Source organism: Rhodospirillales bacterium, from assembly GCA_016872535.1.
Lineage (GTDB): Bacteria > Pseudomonadota > Alphaproteobacteria > Rhodospirillales > 2-12-FULL-67-15 > 2-12-FULL-67-15.
This window is the reverse complement of the sequence record VGZQ01000040.1, coordinates 1-17,663: the sequence shown is the minus strand read 5'-3', so window position 1 is coordinate 17,663 and position 17,663 is coordinate 1. Positions and strand designations below refer to the sequence as shown.

Genomic DNA, 17,663 nt, shown 5'->3' with positions numbered 1-17,663 from the left:
GTCCGGCGGGTTCGGATCAGTAACGCTTGTAGGGCAGGAACTTGCCCGACATGGTGATCTTGACGCGATCGCCCTTCGGGTCCGGCAGGCGTTCCATCTTCATCTCGAAGTCGATGGCGCTCATGATGCCGTCGCCGAATTCTTCATGGATCAGTTCCTTCCAAGTCGTGCCGTAGACCTGGATCAATTCGTAGAAGCGGTAGATGGTCGGATCCGTCGGCGGCGCCGACGGCAGCGATCCGCGATTGGGAATTTCGGCGAGCAGTGCGGCCGAGCCTTTGGGCAGTCCAAGAATTTGCTCGGCCTTTTTGGCTTCGGCTTTCTCTAACGGCATCTGGCCGAGCAGCGCGGCGGTGATCAGCACCGGTGACGCCTTGGGATTGATTTTTCGGCAGATTTCATTCCAGCCGAGGCCCTTGGCGCGCTTCGCATCGCGGATGATCTCGGTCAATTCGCAACGGTTCATGGTCTCCTCCTCCGGTTGGGGTGATGATGAAACTTATCGCGCGGCTGCGCGCGCTAACACCGGTTCGACGGGCACGGGTCGTTCGGCGGTCGGTCGGATCACCGGCGGATGACGAGGATCGGCATGACGCGAGCCGGCGAGATCGCGCGAGCGGTTGACCAGGAAATCGAGCAAATGGTTGCGCGTCGCGTAATAGAGTGGATGATGGTGCATATCGTGGCGGGTGCGCTCGCGCGGCAGCGGGTTTTCGACGATTTCGGCGATCACTGCGCCGGGACCGTTGCTCATCAAAATGATCCGGTCGGCGAGCAGGATCGCCTCGTCGATATCGTGGGTGATCATGAAAACGGTCTGGCGTGTCTCGCGGCAAATGCGCAGAATTTCTTCCTGTAGCATGCCCCGCGTAAGCGCGTCGAGGGCGCTGAACGGCTCGTCCATGAGCAGCATTTTGGGCTCGATGGCGAGGGCTCGGGCGATCCCGACCCGCTGACGCATGCCGCCGGATAATTGCGCCGGTTTCTTGTCCTCGGCACCCTTGAGACCGACCAGGTCGATGAAGGTCCGGCATTGTTCGATAATTTTGTCCCGCCGCCAACCGGGCCAACGCGAGCGCACCGCGAAGGCGATATTCCCGAGTACGGTCAGCCACGGCAGCAGGGCATGGCTCTGGAAGATAACCGCGCGATCGAGACTCGGCCCGTCGATTTCGCTTCCCCCGGCGAGAACGGCGCCGGCATCCGACCGGTCGAGGCCGGCGAGGATGTTGAGGATGGTCGTCTTGCCGCAGCCGGAATGGCCGATCAGGCAGACAAATTCCCCTTCGTGGACTGAAAACCACAGGTCCTCGAAGACCGCGGTGGCACCGCCCTTGCCTTGGTAGATTTTGGCGATGCTCTCGGCGCGAACCAGCGGCCGGGGATGGTCGGATGACATGACCAAGTTCATTCGGGATAGGTTACCAGCCGCGCGACACGACCGAGGGTCTGGTCGAGTATCATGCCGACCACGCCGATGGCGAGGATCGCGATGACCACGTTGGTGATGGAAAGATTGTTCCATTCGTTCCAGACGAAATAGCCGATGCCGGTGCCGCCGACGAGCATTTCGGCGGCGACGATCACCAGCCAGGCGATACTGATGGAAATGCGCATGCCGGTCATGATCGTCGGCGCCGCCGCCGGCAGGATCACCGCGAACGCGAGCCGGAAGCGCCCGACTTCCAGGGTGCGCGCCACGTTGAGCCATTCGCGCCGGACGGTGGCGACGCCGAACGCGGTATTGAGCAGCATCGGCCAGACCGAACAGATGAAAATGACGAAGATCGCCGACAGCCCCGAATCCTTGATGGTGTAGAGAGCCAGCGGCATCCAGGCGAGCGGCGAGATTGGACGCAACACCTGGATGAACGGGTCGAGCGCCTGATAGATCAGCGGCGACATGCCGATGGCGAAGCCGAGCGGCAGCGCGAGCGCCACCGCGATGGCATAGCCGGCGAGCACGCGTGCCAGCGAATAGGCAAGCTGGATGCCGATGCCCTTGTCGTTGGGGCCGTTGTCGTAGAACGGATTGGTCAGATGCTCCCACAACTTGTGGCCGACCTGGCTTGGCCCCGGCATCGCCGATTGCCCGGTCGTCGCCGTCGCCCCCATCAGCTTGGCGTATTCGGAATCCATGACGGCGCCCGGTCCGGTGCCCAGGGTGCCGAGATGCCAAAAAGCGAGAAACATCGCCAGAATCGCGAGCGAGACGACCGCCGCCCGCGCGCCGAGAGCGAGTGAACTCATGACTGTGTTCTCCGGTCCGTCACGTTTTCCGGATCGCGAAGCTGGCGACGTAGGCGTCGGGCTTGGTCGGGTCGAACTCTTTGCCCATGACGCTGTATTTGCCGTAGGTGGTGTCGGGCGGCGCCAGACCCATCTCCTGCATGGCCTTGGCCGCATCGGTGGCAAGGAACACCTGCTCGGCCACCTTGCGGTAATCGACGTCGCCCTTGATCTGGCCCCAGCGCTTCATCTGGGTGAGGATCCAGACCGCCATCGAGTGCCAGGGGAACGGCGCGAAGTCGATCCGATCCGGCACCCGTTGCACCTTGCCGAGCCCGTCGGCGTAAGTCCCGGTCAACACCTGCTCGACCACCGTGACCGGCTGGTTGAGGTAGTTGGCGGGCGCGATGGCGGCGGCGATCTCCTTGCGGTTCTCGGCCCTCGAGGCGTACGCGGTCGCGTCGATGATCGCCTTCAAGAGCGCGCGGAAGGTGTTGGGCATGGCGTCCACGAACTCGCGGCTGGCGGAAAAGGCGCAGCACGGATGGCCGTCCCAGATTTCCTTGGACAGCACGTGGATGAAGCCGACACCGTCGTAGACCGCGCGCTGATTGACCGGATCGGGGGCGAGGAAACCGTCGATGTTGTCGGCGCGCAAGTTGGCGACCATTTCCGGCGGCGGCACGGCGCGGATCTGGATGTCCTTGTCCGGGTCGAGGCCGTGCTCGGCGACGTAATAGCGCAGCAAATAGTTGTGCATCGAATAGTCGAACGGCACCGCGAACTTGAATCCCTTCCATTGCTTGGGATCGCGCTTGTCCTTGTGCTTGACCGCGAGCGTGATCGCCTGCCCGTTGATGTTCTCGACCGCCGGCATGGTCCAGGGAATCGGGTTGGAACCGACGCCGAGCGAAATCGCGAGCGGCATCGGCGACAGCATGTGCGCCGCGTCGTATTCCTTGTTGAGGGACTTGTCGCGGATGACCGCCCAGCCGGCGGTCTTGATCACTTCCACCTCCAAGCCGTGGCGGGCGTAGAAGCCCATCGGGTGCGCCATGATGATCGGCGTGGCGCAGGTGATGGGAATGAAGCCGACCTTGAGCTTGGTCTTTTCCAGCGCCTTGGACCCTTGCGCGAACGCCTCGCGTGCCGCCGCCAAGGGGAAAAACTGGGAGATCGCGGCGAGCGCGGTGCCCGCCCCGACCGCGCGCAGGAATCCGCGGCGGGTGGCGTCGTCGGGAAAGAGCGCGCGCATGACGGCGCCGTCGACGACACGGATGAGCCGGTCATCCTCGGCGGTGGGAAGCTGGGTATGGGCCTGGTGTTCGGCGAGGCTCTTATGGCGGCCGCACGGACACGCGAGCTTGGCTTTCGGGTCGAAGGAATTGGAAAAAATGGACATGGGGTATGCTCCGGGTTCGACTAACCCGGAAATAGCAACCCGCGTGCCATGCTGATAATTAATTGATTTTATTTATTATTATTTATTTATACCGATTCTCGATTAAATATTTTTGACTAAAATATATGCATAAAACATAGGACGAATAATGTTTGCATAATAAATAATCACTTCATTCAAGGGTGAGATTTCTTGGTTCCATAAATCACCCTCGCCCGCTTTTCGAACGCCTCCACCATAACAGTCACGGCACGGTTGAACACGGCGGTGATCGCCTTTTCCAGAAGCTGCGAGCGGAACTCGAAGTCGATATAGAAGTCGATGGCGCATCCTTTCGGATCGCGCTCGAATACCCAGTGGTTGTTGAGGTAGCGGAACGGGCCTTCGCGGTATTCGATATCGATGCGCATGGCGGCGCGGTCGAGGCGCGCGATCGAGGTGAATTTCTCGCGGAACATCTTGTAGCCGACCGCCATGTCGGCGGTGATGGTGTCGCCCTGGCGGCTGTTGATCCGGGTCGCCACGCACCAGGGCAGGAAGTGAGGATATTTCTCCACGTCCGCGACCAGATCGAACATCTGTTCGGGGGTGTAAGGCAGCCTTCGCTTTTCCGCGTGGGTCGGCACTAGGAAAGATTTGATTCGCGCGCGGCTTGTCGCGCGGGCGAATCGTCGTGCGAATGCACGCCTTCCGGCGTGACGCGCGCGTCAAGTGTTCCGCGCGCGGCCTTCAACGCCGCGAAGTCGCGGTCCGCGTGGTAGGAGGATCGCGTCAGCGCCGAAGCCGCGACTAATAGAAAGCCTTTCTCCCGGCCGAGGGCGCGGAAGGCGTCGAACTCCGAAGGCTCGACGAAACGCGTGACGGCGGCGTGCTTCGGCGTCGGTTGCAAATATTGGCCGATGGTCAGGAAATCGACGCCCGCTGCGCGCAGATCGTCCATCACTCGCGCGACCTCGCCCTCCTCCTCGCCGAGGCCCACCATGATCCCCGATTTGGTGAACACGGTCGGCGACAATTCCTTGGCGCGCTTCAAGAGAGCGAGCGAGCCCTCGTAGCGCGCGCCGGGGCGGATGGCGCGATAAAGCCTCGGCACGGTTTCGAGGTTGTGGTTGAACACGTCCGGCCCGGCCGCGATCACCGCTTCGAGGGCGGATTCCGGCTTGTCGCGAAAATCGGGGGTCAGCACCTCGACGGTGGTCGCGGGCGACGCGGCGCGGATGGCGCGGATGGTGGCGGCGAAATGTCCGGCGCCGCCGTCCGCTAAATCGTCGCGGTCGACGGAGGTGACGACGACATGCTTGAGGCCGAGCCGCGCGACCGCGAGCGCCACGTTGTCGGGTTCGTGCGGGTCGAGCGCGCCTTTCGGGTTGCCGGTCGCCACGTTGCAGAAGGCGCAGGCCCGCGTGCAGACCGACCCCAGGATCATGAAGGTCGCGTGCGCCTTGGACCAGCATTCGCCGATGTTCGGGCACGCCGCTTCCTCGCACACCGTGTGCAAGTTGTATTGGCGCACGATCCGGCGCGTATCGCCGTATTCCTTCGACGTCGGCGCCTTGACCCGGATCCAGGCGGGCTTGCGCGGGCTTGGGTTATCCGGCTTGCGCGCCTTTTCGGGATGGCGCAGGGGCTGGTTCGGGGTCATGCGCGCTTCAGCAGCAAGTCCGTTTAGGTTTGACCGCCCCGATGTCGGCGGAAACGACGTAACGTTCGACGCCTCGTCCCGGCGCCCAGTCGGCGATGGCCGCGCGACTCTCTTCCCGGGGCGTGATCGCGATCGATTCGAATCCGGCGGCGCGCAGCCAGCCTTCGATTTCACCGACCAGAGCGGCGCCTGAAACGCAACCGCAGCGCAACGCCGGATCGGCGGCAATGTCGGCGGGAAACTCGGCGGTGCGCACCACATCCGCGACCGCAAGTCGCCCGCCCGGCTTGAGCGCGCGGAAAGCTTCGGCGAACACGCGCGCCTTATCGGGCGAAAGATTGATCACGCAGTTGGAAATGATCACGTCCGCCGTGTTGTCGGCGACCGGCAGGTTCTCGATTTCGCCCAAGCGGAACTCGACGTTGCCGAAACCGCCCTTGCGCGCGTTGGCGCGCGCCTTGGCGAGCATCTCGTGGGTCATGTCGACGCCGATCACCCGGCCCGAGGGCCCCACTTGGCGGGCGGCGAGAAAGGCGTCGAACCCGGCGCCGGCGCCGAGGTCGAGGACCACTTCGCCCGGCTTCATGGCGGCGATCGCCTGGGGATTGCCGCAACCGAGGCCGAGATTGGCGCCTTCGGGCACGGCCTTCATCTCGTCTTCCGAATAGCCGATGCGCGCGGACTTCTTTTCGGCGGTCGGCGCGCCGGCGGGCGCGCAGCAGGACGATGCCTCGGCGGCGGGGGCGCAGCAGCCGTCTTTGCCGCCCTTCTCGGCGACGCGGCCGTAGGAAGCGCGCACGGCATCGCGGATTTGGTCGGCGTCCCGGAAAGCGGGTTCGGCGGGTGTCATGGCCGGATTCTACTCGATCGGCGGTGTTTTAGAAATGTATCGCCCGGCCGTAGGCCGCAAGGGTCGCCTCGTGCATCATCTCCGAAAGGGTCGGGTGCGGAAACACCGTGTGCATCAACTCGGCTTCGGTAGTCTCCAAGGTTTTCGCAATGGAGAATCCCTGGATCAATTCCGTCACCTCGGCGCCGACCATGTGCGCGCCGAGCATTTCGCCGGTCTTGGCGTCGAACACGGTCTTGACCAGGCCCTCGGCTTCGCCCAGCGCAATCGCCTTGCCGTTGCCGATGAAGGGAAAGCGCCCGACGCGCACTTCGTGACCCTTGGCCTTGGCGGCTTTTTCGGTGAGGCCGACGCTGGCGATTTGCGGATGGCAATAGGTGCAGCCGGGAATGCGCGAGGTATCGATCGGGTGCACCCCGGCCGCGCCCGCGATCTTTTCCACGCACATAATTCCCTCGTGACTTGCTTTATGCGCGAGCCACGGCGCCCCGGCGAGATCGCCGATGGCGTACACCCCGGCCTCGCCGGTGCGGCACCACTCGTCGATCACCACGTGGGTCTTTTCCACCTTCACGGCCGTGCCTTCCAATCCCAAATCCTCGACGTTGCCGACTATGCCGACGGCGGAAATCACCCGCTCGACGGTGATCTCATGGGTCTTGCCCCCCTGCTCCACGGTCGCGGTTACGGCATTGGCGGATTTATTCAGGCCTTTTACCGTCGCAGCCGTCAGGATTTTCATGCCCTGCTTCTCGAACGCCTTGCGCGCCAAGGCGGCGATCTCCTCGTCCTCGGCGGGCAATATCTGCGGCAGCACCTCGACCACGGTCGTTTCCGCGCCGAGGGTGCGATAGAAACTGGCGAACTCGATGCCGATGGCGCCCGAGCCGACCACCAGCACCGATTTCGGCATGGCGGCGGGCACCATGGCTTCCTTGTAGGACCAGACTAGTTTGCCGTCCGGCTCCAACCCCGGCAGCACGCGCGCCCGCGCGCCGGTGGCGAGAATAATGTGCTTGGCTGCGATCTCCTCCATGGTCTTGTCGGCCTTGGTGACGCGCAACCTACCCTTGCCCGCGAGTTTCCCGTGGCCGTCGAACACCGTGACCTTGTTTTTCTTCAAGAGATGTTTCACGCCGTTGGACAACTGACTCGCCACTGCACGCGAGCGTTTGACGATGGCGGCGGCATCGAACGAGACGTCCTTGCACGACAGTCCGAATTCCTTGGCGTGGTTCATCAGGCGGTAGACCTCGGCGGTGCGGAGCAATGCCTTGGTCGGAATGCAGCCCCAGTTGAGGCAGATGCCGCCCAAATGCTCGCGCTCGACCAGAGCGGTCTTGAGCCCGAGCTGCGCCGCGCGGATGGCGGCGACGTAGCCGCCTGGTCCGCCTCCGACGACCGCGATATCGAAGGAATTGGTCACGGCATTCAATTCCTCACAGCAGCATCGTGGTCGGGTCTTCGATCATCGGCTTGAAGGCGGCGAGGAATTCGGCCCCGACCGCGCCGTCAACCGAACGATGATCGACCGAAAGGGTGCAGGTCATCACGGTGGCGATGGCGAGCGCGCCGTTCTTCACCACCGGGCGCTGTTCGCCCGCGCCGACCGCCAATATGCATGATTGCGGCGGGTTGATGATGGCCGAGAACGACTTGATCCCGTACATGCCCAAATTCGAAATCGTGAACCCGCCGCCTTCGTATTCGGCCGGGGTCAGCTTGCCCGCGCGCGCCTTTTCGGCGAGCGCCTTCATTTCGCGCGAAATCTCGGCGAGGCCCTTGGCGTCGGCGCGGCGGATCACCGGAGTGATCAGCCCCAAGGGCGTCGCCACCGCGACCGAAATATCGACGTTTCGGTAAAGCCGGATCGCGGCGTCGGTCCAGGTGGCGTTGGCCGCCGGAACTTTCCTGAGCGCGAGCGCCGTCGCGCGCACGACGAAATCGTTGACCGAAAGCTTGTAGGCTCCCTCGCCATCCTTGGGTGCGCGGGCGTTGAGGTCGGCGCGGAGCTTCAACAGCGCATCCAATTCGCAATCGATGCTCAAATAGAAATGCGGAATGTCGCGCTTCGATTCCGAAAGCCGCCGCGCGACCGCCTTGCGGAAGGTGGAGTTGGGCACCTCGGTGAAAGGCATCGAAACGTCGATCGGCGGCGCCTTGACGCCGGTTGGCACCTGAGCGGGCGCGAGCATCGGCAATTTGCCCGCCGCGACCGCCTCGATGTCGCGGCGCACGATCCGCCCGTGCGGGCCCGATCCGGCGACGCGGGCGAGATCGACGTTGGCTTCCTTGGCGAGCCGCTTTGCCAAGGGACTGGCGACGACACGGCCCGCTTTCATCTTACTTGCCTCGTCCTGAGCGGCGCGCGCCTTTCCTTCGACAGGCTCAGGATGAGGCGCGCGCGAGTCGAAGGACGCGGGCTTGGGCGCGGCGGGTTTTTGAGGCGCCGCGGCCGGAGCCGCCGCTTTGGCAAGCGCGGACTTGTCCTCGCCTTCCTCCAAAAGGAGCGCGATCGGCGCGTTGACCTTGACCCCGGAGGTTCCGGCGGGGACGAGAATTTTGCCGAGCACGCCGTCGTCGGCGGCCTCCATTTCCATGGTCGCCTTGTCGGTTTCGATTTCGGCGATGGCCTCGCCGCTTTTGACCGCGTCGCCTTCTTTCTTGAGCCACTTGGCGAGCGTGCCCTCGGTCATGGTCGGCGACAGCGCCGGCATCAGTATCGAGATCGGCATGGGCGGTTCCTACCGTTGCTCAGCGCAAGACACCAATTCACCCCCACCCCATCCCTCCCCCGTCGAGGGGGAGGGGGATTTTTTAGAGTTCCCTCCCCCCTTGCGGGGGAGGGTCAGGGTGGGGGGTGTGTGCGGCATTTGCATTTCGATTCGGCTAGGCGTAACACACGTCGCGCGCCGCCTTCGCGATGTCGGCGGCCTTGGGCAGCGCGAGGGCTTCGAGATTGGCGGCATACGGCATCGGCACGTCGGCCCCGGCGACGCGGACAACCGGGGCATCGAGCAGGTCGAACGCGCGCTCCATCATCAGGGCGGCGATCTCGGCGCCGACGCCGAAGCCGGGCCAGCCTTCCTCGACGCTGACGATGCGGTTGGTCTTGGCGATGGAGGCGACCAGCGTGTCCACGTCCAAGGGTCGAAGCGAGCGGAGATTAATCACCTCAGCCTCGATCCCGTCCGCCGCCAGCATCTCCGCCGCTTCCAGGGCGACGCCGACCATGCGCGAAAAGGCGGTGATGGTGACGTGGCCGCCTTCGCGCTCGATCTTGGCCTTGCCGATGGGAAGAACGAAGTCGTCCCCCTGCGGCACCGGGAAGCTCTGGCCGTAGAGGATTTCGTTTTCGAGCACGATCACCGGGTTGGGATCGCGGATCGCCGCCTTGAGCAAGCCCTTGGCATCGGCCGCCGACCACGGCGCCACCACCTTCAGGCCCGGGCAATGGGCGTACCAGCTGGCGTAGCATTGCGAATGCTGCGCGGCGACGCGCGCGGCGGCGCCGTTGGGCCCACGAAAGACGATCGGGCAGCCCATCTGGCCGCCGGACATATAAAGCGTCTTGGCCGCCGAATTGATGATGTGGTCGATCGCCTGCATGGCGAAGTTGAAGGTCATGAACTCGACGATGGGCCTCAAGCCGCCGAACGCCGCGCCGACACCGAGGCCCGCGAAGCCGATTTCGGTGATCGGAGTGTCGATGACGCGCTTCGGCCCGAATTCGTCGAGCAATCCCTGGCTGACCTTGTAGGCGCCCTGGTATTGGCCGACTTCCTCGCCCATCAAAAAGACGTTCGGGTCGCGGCGCATCTCCTCGGCCATGGCGTCGCGCAACGCCTCTCGCACGCTTTGGGCGCCGGTCGGGCCGGTCCATGCTTTTTCGGCGGGAGCTGAAGGTACCGGAGCGGGTTTGGGCATCGCCGGCGCGGCGGCTTTAGGCGTCGGGCTCGGCGCGGGAGCGGGTTTGGGGGGCGCTTTCGGCGCGGCCGGGGCGGCGGAAACGGTTTCGCCCTCGGCGACGATGACGGCGATCGGGGTGTTGACGGCGACGCCCTCGGTCCCCTCGGCGACGAGGATCTTGCCGAGCACGCCGTCGTCGGCGGCCTCCATTTCCATGGTCGCCTTGTCGGTTTCGATCTCGGCGAGCGCGTCGCCGCTTTTGACCGTCTCGCCCTCCTTCTTCAGCCACTTGGCGAGCTTGCCTTCGGTCATGGTCGGCGACAGCGCGGGCATCAGAACGTTGGTGGCCATCTCACGCCCCCACCCGTTCGTCGGCCAAGACGTCGGTATAGAGCTCGGACGGATCCGGCTCCGGGCTGGCTTGCGCGAAATCGGCGGCCTCGGTGACGACGGCCTTGATGTCGCGGTCGATGTCGCGCAGCTTGGCTTCGTCCGTATGGCCGTCCGCGAGCAGACGGTCGCGCAGCGTGTCGATCGGGTCCTGCTCTTTCCGCACCTGAGCGACTTCTTCCTTGGAGCGGTACTTGGCCGGGTCGGACATGGAATGGCCGCGGTAGCGGTAGGTTTTCATCTCGAGAATGTAGGGCCCCTTGGTGCGCACGATTTCGGCGACGCGGCGGGTGGCGTCGCGCACCGCGACCACGTCCATGCCGTCGACCGCCTCGCCGGGGATGCCGTGGGCCTGGCCGCGCTGGTAAAGCTCGGTGGTGGCCGAGGCGCGCTCGATCGAGGTGCCCATGCCGTATTTGTTGTTCTCGATGACGTAGAGCACCGGCAGGTTCCAGAGCCTGGCCATGTTGAAGGATTCGTAGACCTGGCCCTGGTTGACGGCGCCGTCGCCGAAGTAGGTGAAGCAAAGCCCGCCGTCTTCCTTGTACTTGTGGGCGAAGGCGAGCCCGGTGCCGAGCGGCACTTGCCCGCCGACGATGCCGTGGCCGCCGAAGAAATTCTTCTCGCGGCTGAACATGTGCATCGAGCCGCCCTTGCCCTTGGAGTAGCCGTCCTTGCGGCCGGTGAGCTCGGCCATGACACCCTTCGGGTCCATGCCGCAGGCGAGCATGTGGCCGTGGTCGCGGTAGCTGGTGACGACCGTGTCCTGGGGCTTGGCGCACGCTTGCGCGCCGACCACCACCGCTTCCTGGCCGATGTAGAGATGGCAGAAGCCGCCGATCAGACCCATGCCGTAAAGCTGCCCCGCCTTTTCCTCGAAGCGGCGGATGAGCAGCATCTGGCGGTAGTAATCGAGCAGTTCGGCGGGCGTGGGAACGTTCGGGCCCGCGCCGCCGTTGTCGGAGCGAGCCTTCGCCGCCTTCGGGGCCTTGGCCATGATCGGAAATCCTCCCCCGGCCGAGCGGAGATCGACTCCTTCTCGTCCGTCGGGAAAGAATATTACATTTGGATTCGTATGGAACAAGATTTCGAGTAATTATTAACTTATTTTAAGTTAATTATCCGACTTCCGCATCCTCAGAATTTTGCCACAGCACGACATGCGCCCTTGACCCCCGTCAACATCGTGGCGCTCGGTCCATGTTAACCAGCGGTCGCGAAAACAACCGTGTCGGACGGGCGTAGGCAAGACGGCCCATGGGCGGAATAGCCGTGATCGGCGCCGGTTCGTTCGGAACCGCCATGGCCTGCGCGGCGCGGCGCGCGGGCCAGGAGGTCGCGTTGTGGGCGCGCGAGCCGGAGGTCGCCGAGGCGATCAACGCCGGGAAAGGGAATCCGATCTTTCTTCCCGGCATGGCGATCGAAAGCGGCATCGCGGCGACCACCGATCTGGCGCGTGCGGTGCGCGATGCCGAGGCCGTGTTGCTGGTCGTTCCCTCCCAGTTTTTTCGCGTGATCGCGGCACGGATGCGCCCATTGTTGTCTCCGGGGGTGCCGGTGGTTTCGTGCGCGAAGGGGATCGAGCGCGGAAGTTGCGCCCTGATGCCCGAAATTCTGGCTGAAACCCTGCCCCAATCGCCGATCGCGGTGCTGGCGGGGCCTTCGTTCGCCCGCGAGGTCGTGGCCGGGTTGCCCATCGGCGTCACGCTCGCGTGCGCCGATCGCGCCGTCGGCGAAAAGCTGGCCCGGGCTCTCGGCACCCGCATGTTCCGGGTTTACACCAACGACGACCCGATCAGCGCCACCATCGGCGGCGCGGTCAAGAACGTGCTCGCGATCGCAAGCGGGATCGCCGCGGGGCGCAAGCTCGGCGCGGGCGCGCGGGCCTTGATCATCACCCGCGGCCTTTACGAGATGGCGCTCTTGGCGCGGGCCAAGGGCGGAAGTCCAGCCAATCTGATGGGTCTCGCCGGGATCGGCGATTTGGTCCTCACCTGTACCGGGACGGAATCGCGCAACACTTCGCTCGGCATCGCCCTCGGCGAAGGACGCCGGCTCGCCGATATCCTGGCCGAGCGCAAGGCGGTGACCGAAGGGGTGGCGTCGGCCGAATCGGTGGCCGAACTCGGCCGTCGTCTCGGCATTGATCTGGCGATTCCGGCGGCGGTCGATCGGGTCCTGCATCATGGCGTCGATATCGACGTGGCGATGGCCGAGCTGTTGGCGCACCCGACCGGGCCCGAGCTTTTCGGCGTTCTCTGACCGCATCGCCCCGGCGTTCACCGGGTTCCGCCGGTTACCGCAGCTTGATACGGGTCAAGTCTTTCAGGCCCAAAAGCGAGTACATCCATGGGGCTATTCCTTTTCTTCAGTTCGAAAGGGGAGCGCCATGACTAGCTCACTGAAAATGCTCGCCTTTACTATGACCGGCGCGTTGATCGCGGTCATCGCGCATCCGGCGGCGGCGCAACAAACCCCAGCCATCGAAAACGAATTGGTTCTGATCACGCCGGTCGCGAAGACCCTCACCGACCCGACGCTGGCGGATTTCGCCAAGTTCGCGAAGGAAAAGTGGAACGTCACCGTCAAGACCAGCGCGCTAGCGGCGGGAACGCCGGTTGCCTACGGGCGCATCGTCGAGTGGAAGGGCCGGCCCGGGGCCGACATCTTCTGGGGCGGCGAAAGCGCGTTGTTCGACAAGCTGGCCGAGCAGAAGTTGCTCGTTCCCCACAAAGTGCCGAAGGCGATGTTGGACGAAATTCCCGTCAGCATCGGCAAGCCGAAGCCGATTCCCTTGAAGGATCCGAAGGGGTTCTGGGTCGGCACGGTGCTGGAGCCCTATGGTCTGGTCTATCACCCGAAGGTGCTGCAGCGCCTCGGCGTTCCCGTGCCGAAGGACTGGGACGACCTGTTGCATCCGAAACTGAAAGGGCACGTGGCGCAGTGCGCACCGACCCGCTCCAGCAGCAGTCACGCGACCTACGAAGTCATTCTCCAGCGCGAAGGGGACGAAAAGGGCTGGGAATGGCTGAGGCGCCTTGGCGGCAATACCGGCATCTTCACCGCCCGCAGCCGTGACGTACCCTCGGTCGTCGCCAAGGGCGAATTCGCGGCCGGTTTCGCGGTGCCGAGCTACATGGCCTTCGAGGACCGGCTCGCCGGCTTCGATTTGATGTTCGTTGCTCCGAAGACGGCGTGGATCACGCCCGAACCGATCGCTGTCCTGACCGGCGCACCGCATCCGAATGCCGCCCATGCGTTCATCGAATACCTGCTGTCCGAACGCGGGCAGAAAGTGGCGATGGGCCGCGGCGTGTTCCCGATCACGCCGAAATACCGCGTGGAGGGCCCTCCGGGATCGACCGCCGAACTGACGGTCGAATTCACCGGCGGCCTTCGTTCCTACTTCGATGTCGAAGTCACCAACATCTACGACGACGACATCGCGCAGAAGCGCTACGAGGCGGTCAATACCCAGTTCCGCAAGGAAATCGAGTCGGCATGGGAGGACCTGAAGAAGAAATACTGAACCGGCCGGCCGTCGATCCGGGGATCGCGCGATGCGCATCGAAACGGAGAAGCTGACCAAGAAATTCGGGTCGATGGCGGCAGTCGACGACGCCACCCTGTCGATCGAGGAGGGCGAGTTGTTCACCCTCCTCGGTCCGTCGGGGTGCGGCAAGACGACGCTTCTGCGGCTGATCGCGGGCTTCTACATGCCGGACGCCGGCGAGATTCGCTTTGACGGGCGACGGGTCAACGACGTGCCGCCGCACGAGCGCGGAATCGGCATGGTCTTCCAGAACTACGCGCTTTGGCCCCACATGACGGTGTTCGACAACATCGCCTACGGGCTCAAATTGCGAAAGGTCGGACGCGCCGAGATCGCGGCGCGGGTCGAAGCCGTTCTCGACAAAGTCAAACTCGGCGGGATGGGCGCCCGTTTCCCCGGCCAGCTTTCGGGCGGACAACAGCAGCGCGTGGCGCTCGCTCGCGCCCTGGTGCTGAACCCGGAAATTTTGCTGCTTGACGAGCCGCTGTCCAACCTCGACGCCAAAATCCGGGTCCAGGTGCGCCAGGAAATCCGCAAGCTCCAGAAGGAACTCGGCATCACCACCATCTACGTGACCCACGACCAGGAAGAGGCCCTGACCCTTTCCGACCGGATCGCGATTTTCAATCAGGGCAGGGTCCTTCAGGTCGGCACGCCGAAAGAGCTTTACGAGCGGCCGGCCAATCGTTTCATCGCCGACTTCATCGGCATCAACAACCTGATCGACGGCACGGTCGAGGCGATCGATCCGCGCGCGCGCCGGCTGCGGGCGACGAGCGCGCTCGGGCCGTTGTCGGCGTTGTTCGAGGAAGGGCAAGGGTTGCGGGTCGGCGACAAGTGCATCCTCTGCGTCCGGCCCGAAAACGCGGACTTCGACGGCGCGGTGGCCCCGGACCGCAATCTTCTGAAGGGCCGGATCGCCTTTTCCGCCTATCTCGGTAACACGCTTCGCTACGACGTCGAGCTGAGCCCGGGTCGCGTCTTCAAGATCGACGTTCGTGATCCCTGGCACCATGAATTGCGGCCGATGGGCGCCGAGGTCGCGGTTTCCTTCGCTGCGGGCAGCACCGTGGCGATCGGGGACGGCAAATGACCCTTCCCCGCGCGATTCCGGCGGCGCTCGGATTCGGCCTGATCTGGATGTTCCTGATCGTCTTCGTTCTCTATCCGTTGACGCGGATTTTCTACGACGCCTTTACCGACGAAACCGGGTTTCTGACGGTCGCCAACTTTGTCGAGTTCTTTACCGATCCTTTTTATTTGCGCTCGTTCTGGAAGTCGATGGTCTTGGGCGTGTCGGCGGTCATCACGACGTCGATCATCGGCATCGCGGTCGCTTTCCTGCTGATCCGCTACGAGTTTCCGTACCGCAACCTGTTTTCGTACCTCACCATGCTGCCGTTGATCCTGCCGCCGCTCGTCGGCGTGCTGGGATTCGTCTTCATTCTTGGCCGGGCCGGGACCGTGAACGTGATCCTGATGGACTGGTTCGGCTTGGATAATCCGATCAACTTCATGTACGGGATGCACGGGGTGCTGCTGGTCGAGACCATCCACCTGTTCCCGATGATGACCTTGAGCATCCTGGATGCCCTGTCCAAGGTCGATCCGTCGTTGGAGGAGGCGGCGCAGGGCATGGGCGCCAAGGGCTGGCGCCGGTTTCGGGACATCACCCTGCCACTGACCACGCCCGGCTACGTGTCCGGGGCGCTGCTCGTCTTCATTTGGACCTTCGCCGATTTCATCACCCCGCTCGTGGTCGGGGTGCAGGACCTGCTCGCGCCGCAGGCCTACCTGAACATCGTCCAGTTCATCGACCGGCGCATTTTCCGGATGGGGATCGTCATCGCCGCGTTGCTCGTCATTCTCGCCATCGTGTTCGTGCTGGTGGCCCGTCAGTACGTGGCCTTGAAGGACTACAGCACCCTCTCCTACTCGCGGGTCGAGCGCCGCCAGCTGGGGCCGGTAAAGCGCTGGCTGGCGGTCGGTTTTCTTTCGCTGCTCATGGTCGTGTCGTTCATTCCCCAGGTCGGGGTCCTGTTCGCGGCGGTCGGCCGGGGCTGGGCGTTGACGCCGTTCCCGGTCCACTACACCCTGGAATTTTTCCAGCAGGTGAGTTTCGAAACGCCCAAGTTCATCGTCAATTCGCTCGTGTTCTCGGGGCTGGCGGTGGCGTTATGCCTGATCATCGGCGTGCCCATGGCCTGGATCCTGGGGCGGACCCGCGCCCCGGGACGCAACACCTTGGATGCGTTGGTGACGTTGATCCTCGCCATTTCCGGCACCGCGCTCGGCATCGCCTTTATCCGCGCCTTCAACTTCCCCTTGCCGGTGATCGATATTCCGCTCACCAGCATGTGGATCATTTTGCCGCTTGTCCTCGCCGTTCGGCGGCTGCCCTACACCGTGCGCGGCAGCCTTTCCTCGTTGTTGCTCGTCCACAAGTCGATGGAGGAAGCCGCAGAAAACGTCGGCGCCTCGAAACTGCGCACCTTCCGGGACATCACCGTGCCCTTGATCTGGAAGGGCATTCTGGTCGGTGCGCTGTTCTCCTTCCTCACCTCGATCCAGGAAGCCTCGGCCACGATCTTCCTGACCCTCGGCGGATGGGAAATGATCCCGTTCGGGATTTTCACCTTCTACATCGCAGGCTCGCAAAGCCAGGCCGCCGCTCTCGGCGTGATCCTGATCGTGCTTTGCGCGTTGAGCCTGTACGTGGTCAACCGTATCGCCGGCACCCGCGTCGGCGGGTTGTTCGGCTGAAAGCGGGTTCGCCTACGCCGCGCGGCGGATCCATTTAAACAGCGGATGGCGTTCGATCTTGCTCACCGCCATGCCGAAGGTGTGGTACCAGGACGGCAGGCCGAAGCTTTCCGTCAGCGCGCGGTCGCAGGCGAGTTTCCAGCGATCGAGCGCCTCGGCGGTTTGCCAATAGGAGCGCATGACCGTGGTGCCGTCGTCGCGGTTGGTGGTTTCGAGCCCCAAAAACCCCTCCGCGCGGGTCGCGAGCCGGATCAGGCGGCCGACCGCTTCCATGTCGCGGTCGAGATTGGCGCCGCGATTGGTGGCGAAGGAGGCGACGTAGTACGGGGCTTCCAGTCTTTCGGCGATGATGCTCATCGGCTGTTCCTTTTCTCGGTTTCTTCCGTTCCGGGGCGCGATTCCATTCTCGAATCCGGGATTACGATGTCGCCTTGGTAGACGAAATTGATCACGATGCGGGCGCGTTCCTCGATCATGTCGGGATCGAGACTTTCCGGGTGCAAAAGGCGCACCCGGTTCTCGACCGCGCGGCGTTGAAGGGCGACGGCCTCGGCGGATTCCTCGGCCGCCGCGACCCGGTCCTTCAGTTCCAGCCAGGCCATCAACCCGCGATCGCCGTTGACGGCGTGGTAGGCGAAATAGATCACCGCGCTCACGCCCAACAGGGGGCCGACAACGTGGCGGGCGCGGTTCTTGAGCTCGACAAGCAAATTCATGACGTTTACGGCCCGGAACAGCGCCCGAGCTACCAGTCTCGCCGATCAGGTCTTAACGCTTGGTTACGGAATTAAATCCCGAAAGCGGCGCGGCCCAAATACCGAGCGGCGGGTCCCAATTCCTCCTCGATGCGGAGAAGCTGGTTGTATTTGGCGAGCCGGTCCGAGCGCGAGAGCGAGCCGGTCTTGATCTGGCCGGCGTTGGTCGC

Annotated in this window: 18 protein-coding genes; 4 read left to right on the top strand and 14 right to left on the bottom strand. The window is 63.9% G+C overall.

Annotated features, from left to right (window positions below; genetic code table 11):
• Window positions 1-16: 16 nt before the first annotated feature.
• The 11 genes from cynS to pdhA all read right to left on the bottom strand — a co-directional run bounded on the left by cynS (window position 17) and on the right by pdhA (window position 11,419).
• Window positions 17-466 carry a cyanase gene (gene cynS, locus FJ311_09430; GenBank protein ID MBM3951661.1) on the bottom strand — a complete coding sequence of 150 codons (450 nt, stop codon included), beginning with the start codon at window positions 464-466 and terminating at the stop codon, window positions 17-19.
• Between the two features lie 33 nt (window positions 467-499).
• A complete protein-coding gene (locus FJ311_09425) occupies window positions 500-1,399 on the bottom strand; it encodes an ABC transporter ATP-binding protein (GenBank protein MBM3951660.1) in 900 nt (299 codons plus the stop codon).
• A gap of 8 nt (window positions 1,400-1,407) precedes the next feature.
• Window positions 1,408-2,250 (bottom strand): nitrate ABC transporter permease, encoded by an 843-nt coding sequence (ntrB, locus tag FJ311_09420; GenBank protein ID MBM3951659.1) that lies wholly within the window; start codon window positions 2,248-2,250, stop codon window positions 1,408-1,410.
• 19 nt (window positions 2,251-2,269) lie between these two features.
• Window positions 2,270-3,631, bottom strand: coding sequence for an ABC transporter substrate-binding protein (locus FJ311_09415; protein ID MBM3951658.1), 1,362 nt, complete (start codon window positions 3,629-3,631; stop codon window positions 2,270-2,272).
• Between the two features lie 176 nt (window positions 3,632-3,807).
• The gene (locus FJ311_09410; protein MBM3951657.1) at window positions 3,808-4,257 is read right to left on the bottom strand and encodes a type II toxin-antitoxin system RatA family toxin; all 450 of its coding nucleotides are present in this window, start codon (window positions 4,255-4,257) and stop codon (window positions 3,808-3,810) included.
• Window positions 4,257-5,273, bottom strand: coding sequence for a lipoyl synthase (lipA, locus tag FJ311_09405; protein MBM3951656.1), 1,017 nt, complete (start codon window positions 5,271-5,273; stop codon window positions 4,257-4,259). The genes FJ311_09410 and lipA overlap by 1 nt, the downstream gene beginning before the upstream one ends.
• Window positions 5,274-5,280: 7 nt before the next feature.
• On the bottom strand, window positions 5,281-6,123 hold the full coding sequence (arsM, locus tag FJ311_09400) for an arsenite methyltransferase (protein ID MBM3951655.1): 843 nt from the start codon (window positions 6,121-6,123) through the stop codon (window positions 5,281-5,283).
• A gap of 28 nt (window positions 6,124-6,151) precedes the next feature.
• A complete protein-coding gene (gene lpdA / locus FJ311_09395) occupies window positions 6,152-7,549 on the bottom strand; it encodes a dihydrolipoyl dehydrogenase (GenBank protein ID MBM3951654.1) in 1,398 nt (465 codons plus the stop codon).
• Between the two features lie 13 nt (window positions 7,550-7,562).
• Entirely contained in the window at window positions 7,563-8,858 is a 1,296-nt protein-coding gene (locus FJ311_09390) for a pyruvate dehydrogenase complex dihydrolipoamide acetyltransferase (protein MBM3951653.1), read from the bottom strand.
• A gap of 154 nt (window positions 8,859-9,012) precedes the next feature.
• Window positions 9,013-10,383 carry a pyruvate dehydrogenase complex E1 component subunit beta gene (locus FJ311_09385; protein MBM3951652.1) on the bottom strand — a complete coding sequence of 457 codons (1,371 nt, stop codon included), beginning with the start codon at window positions 10,381-10,383 and terminating at the stop codon, window positions 9,013-9,015.
• A 1-nt stretch (window position 10,384) separates the two neighbouring features.
• Window positions 10,385-11,419, bottom strand: coding sequence for a pyruvate dehydrogenase (acetyl-transferring) E1 component subunit alpha (gene pdhA / locus FJ311_09380; protein ID MBM3951651.1), 1,035 nt, complete (start codon window positions 11,417-11,419; stop codon window positions 10,385-10,387).
• 260 nt (window positions 11,420-11,679) lie between these two features.
• Between pdhA and FJ311_09375 the strand changes: the two genes are divergently transcribed.
• Genes FJ311_09375 through FJ311_09360 form a run of 4 tightly spaced genes read left to right on the top strand, consistent with a single transcriptional unit; the run spans window position 11,680 to window position 16,738 of the window.
• Window positions 11,680-12,684, top strand: coding sequence for an NAD(P)-dependent glycerol-3-phosphate dehydrogenase (locus FJ311_09375; GenBank protein MBM3951650.1), 1,005 nt, complete (start codon window positions 11,680-11,682; stop codon window positions 12,682-12,684).
• On the top strand, window positions 12,608-13,951 hold the full coding sequence (locus tag FJ311_09370; protein MBM3951649.1) for an extracellular solute-binding protein: 1,344 nt from the start codon (window positions 12,608-12,610) through the stop codon (window positions 13,949-13,951). The genes FJ311_09375 and FJ311_09370 overlap by 77 nt, the downstream gene beginning before the upstream one ends.
• Before the next feature lie 31 nt (window positions 13,952-13,982).
• Window positions 13,983-15,068 carry an ABC transporter ATP-binding protein gene (locus tag FJ311_09365; GenBank protein ID MBM3951648.1) on the top strand — a complete coding sequence of 362 codons (1,086 nt, stop codon included), beginning with the start codon at window positions 13,983-13,985 and terminating at the stop codon, window positions 15,066-15,068.
• A complete protein-coding gene (locus tag FJ311_09360) occupies window positions 15,065-16,738 on the top strand; it encodes an iron ABC transporter permease (GenBank protein MBM3951647.1) in 1,674 nt (557 codons plus the stop codon). Before FJ311_09365 ends, FJ311_09360 begins: the two co-directional genes overlap by 4 nt.
• Before the next feature lie 12 nt (window positions 16,739-16,750).
• Here the strand turns inward: FJ311_09360 and FJ311_09355 are convergent, their stop codons facing one another.
• From FJ311_09355 to eno, 3 genes are all read right to left on the bottom strand, one after another.
• Window positions 16,751-17,095, bottom strand: a complete 345-nt coding sequence (locus FJ311_09355) for a hypothetical protein (protein MBM3951646.1) — start codon at window positions 17,093-17,095, stop codon at window positions 16,751-16,753.
• Window positions 17,092-17,385: a septum formation initiator family protein gene (locus tag FJ311_09350; protein ID MBM3951645.1), complete on the bottom strand. Its 294-nt coding sequence runs from the start codon at window positions 17,383-17,385 to the stop codon at window positions 17,092-17,094. The genes FJ311_09355 and FJ311_09350 overlap by 4 nt, the downstream gene beginning before the upstream one ends.
• Before the next feature lie 140 nt (window positions 17,386-17,525).
• The coding region (eno, locus tag FJ311_09345) for a phosphopyruvate hydratase (GenBank protein ID MBM3951644.1) at window positions 17,526-17,663 on the bottom strand (138 nt) is incomplete at its 5' end.

Bases quoted from the DNA above. Each gene is read 5' to 3' on its own strand.
- pdhA (MBM3951651.1), bottom strand. From the start codon at position 11,419: ATGGCCAAGGCCCCGAAGGCGGCGAAGGCTCGCTCCGACAACGGCGGC.
- ntrB (MBM3951659.1), bottom strand. From the start codon at position 2,250: ATGAGTTCACTCGCTCTCGGCGCGCGGGCGGCGGTCGTCTCGCTCGCG.
- FJ311_09390 (MBM3951653.1), bottom strand. From the start codon at position 8,858: ATGCCGATCTCGATACTGATGCCGGCGCTGTCGCCGACCATGACCGAG.
- FJ311_09385 (MBM3951652.1), bottom strand. From the start codon at position 10,383: ATGGCCACCAACGTTCTGATGCCCGCGCTGTCGCCGACCATGACCGAA.
- cynS (MBM3951661.1), bottom strand. From the start codon at position 466: ATGAACCGTTGCGAATTGACCGAGATCATCCGCGATGCGAAGCGCGCC.
- lipA (MBM3951656.1), bottom strand. From the start codon at position 5,273: ATGACCCCGAACCAGCCCCTGCGCCATCCCGAAAAGGCGCGCAAGCCG.
- FJ311_09355 (MBM3951646.1), bottom strand. From the start codon at position 17,095: ATGAGCATCATCGCCGAAAGACTGGAAGCCCCGTACTACGTCGCCTCC.
- FJ311_09375 (MBM3951650.1), top strand. From the start codon at position 11,680: ATGGGCGGAATAGCCGTGATCGGCGCCGGTTCGTTCGGAACCGCCATG.
- FJ311_09360 (MBM3951647.1), top strand. From the start codon at position 15,065: ATGACCCTTCCCCGCGCGATTCCGGCGGCGCTCGGATTCGGCCTGATC.
- FJ311_09425 (MBM3951660.1), bottom strand. From the start codon at position 1,399: ATGTCATCCGACCATCCCCGGCCGCTGGTTCGCGCCGAGAGCATCGCC.
- FJ311_09370 (MBM3951649.1), top strand. From the start codon at position 12,608: ATGGCGTCGATATCGACGTGGCGATGGCCGAGCTGTTGGCGCACCCGA.
- arsM (MBM3951655.1), bottom strand. From the start codon at position 6,123: ATGACACCCGCCGAACCCGCTTTCCGGGACGCCGACCAAATCCGCGAT.
- FJ311_09365 (MBM3951648.1), top strand. From the start codon at position 13,983: ATGCGCATCGAAACGGAGAAGCTGACCAAGAAATTCGGGTCGATGGCG.
- FJ311_09415 (MBM3951658.1), bottom strand. From the start codon at position 3,631: ATGTCCATTTTTTCCAATTCCTTCGACCCGAAAGCCAAGCTCGCGTGT.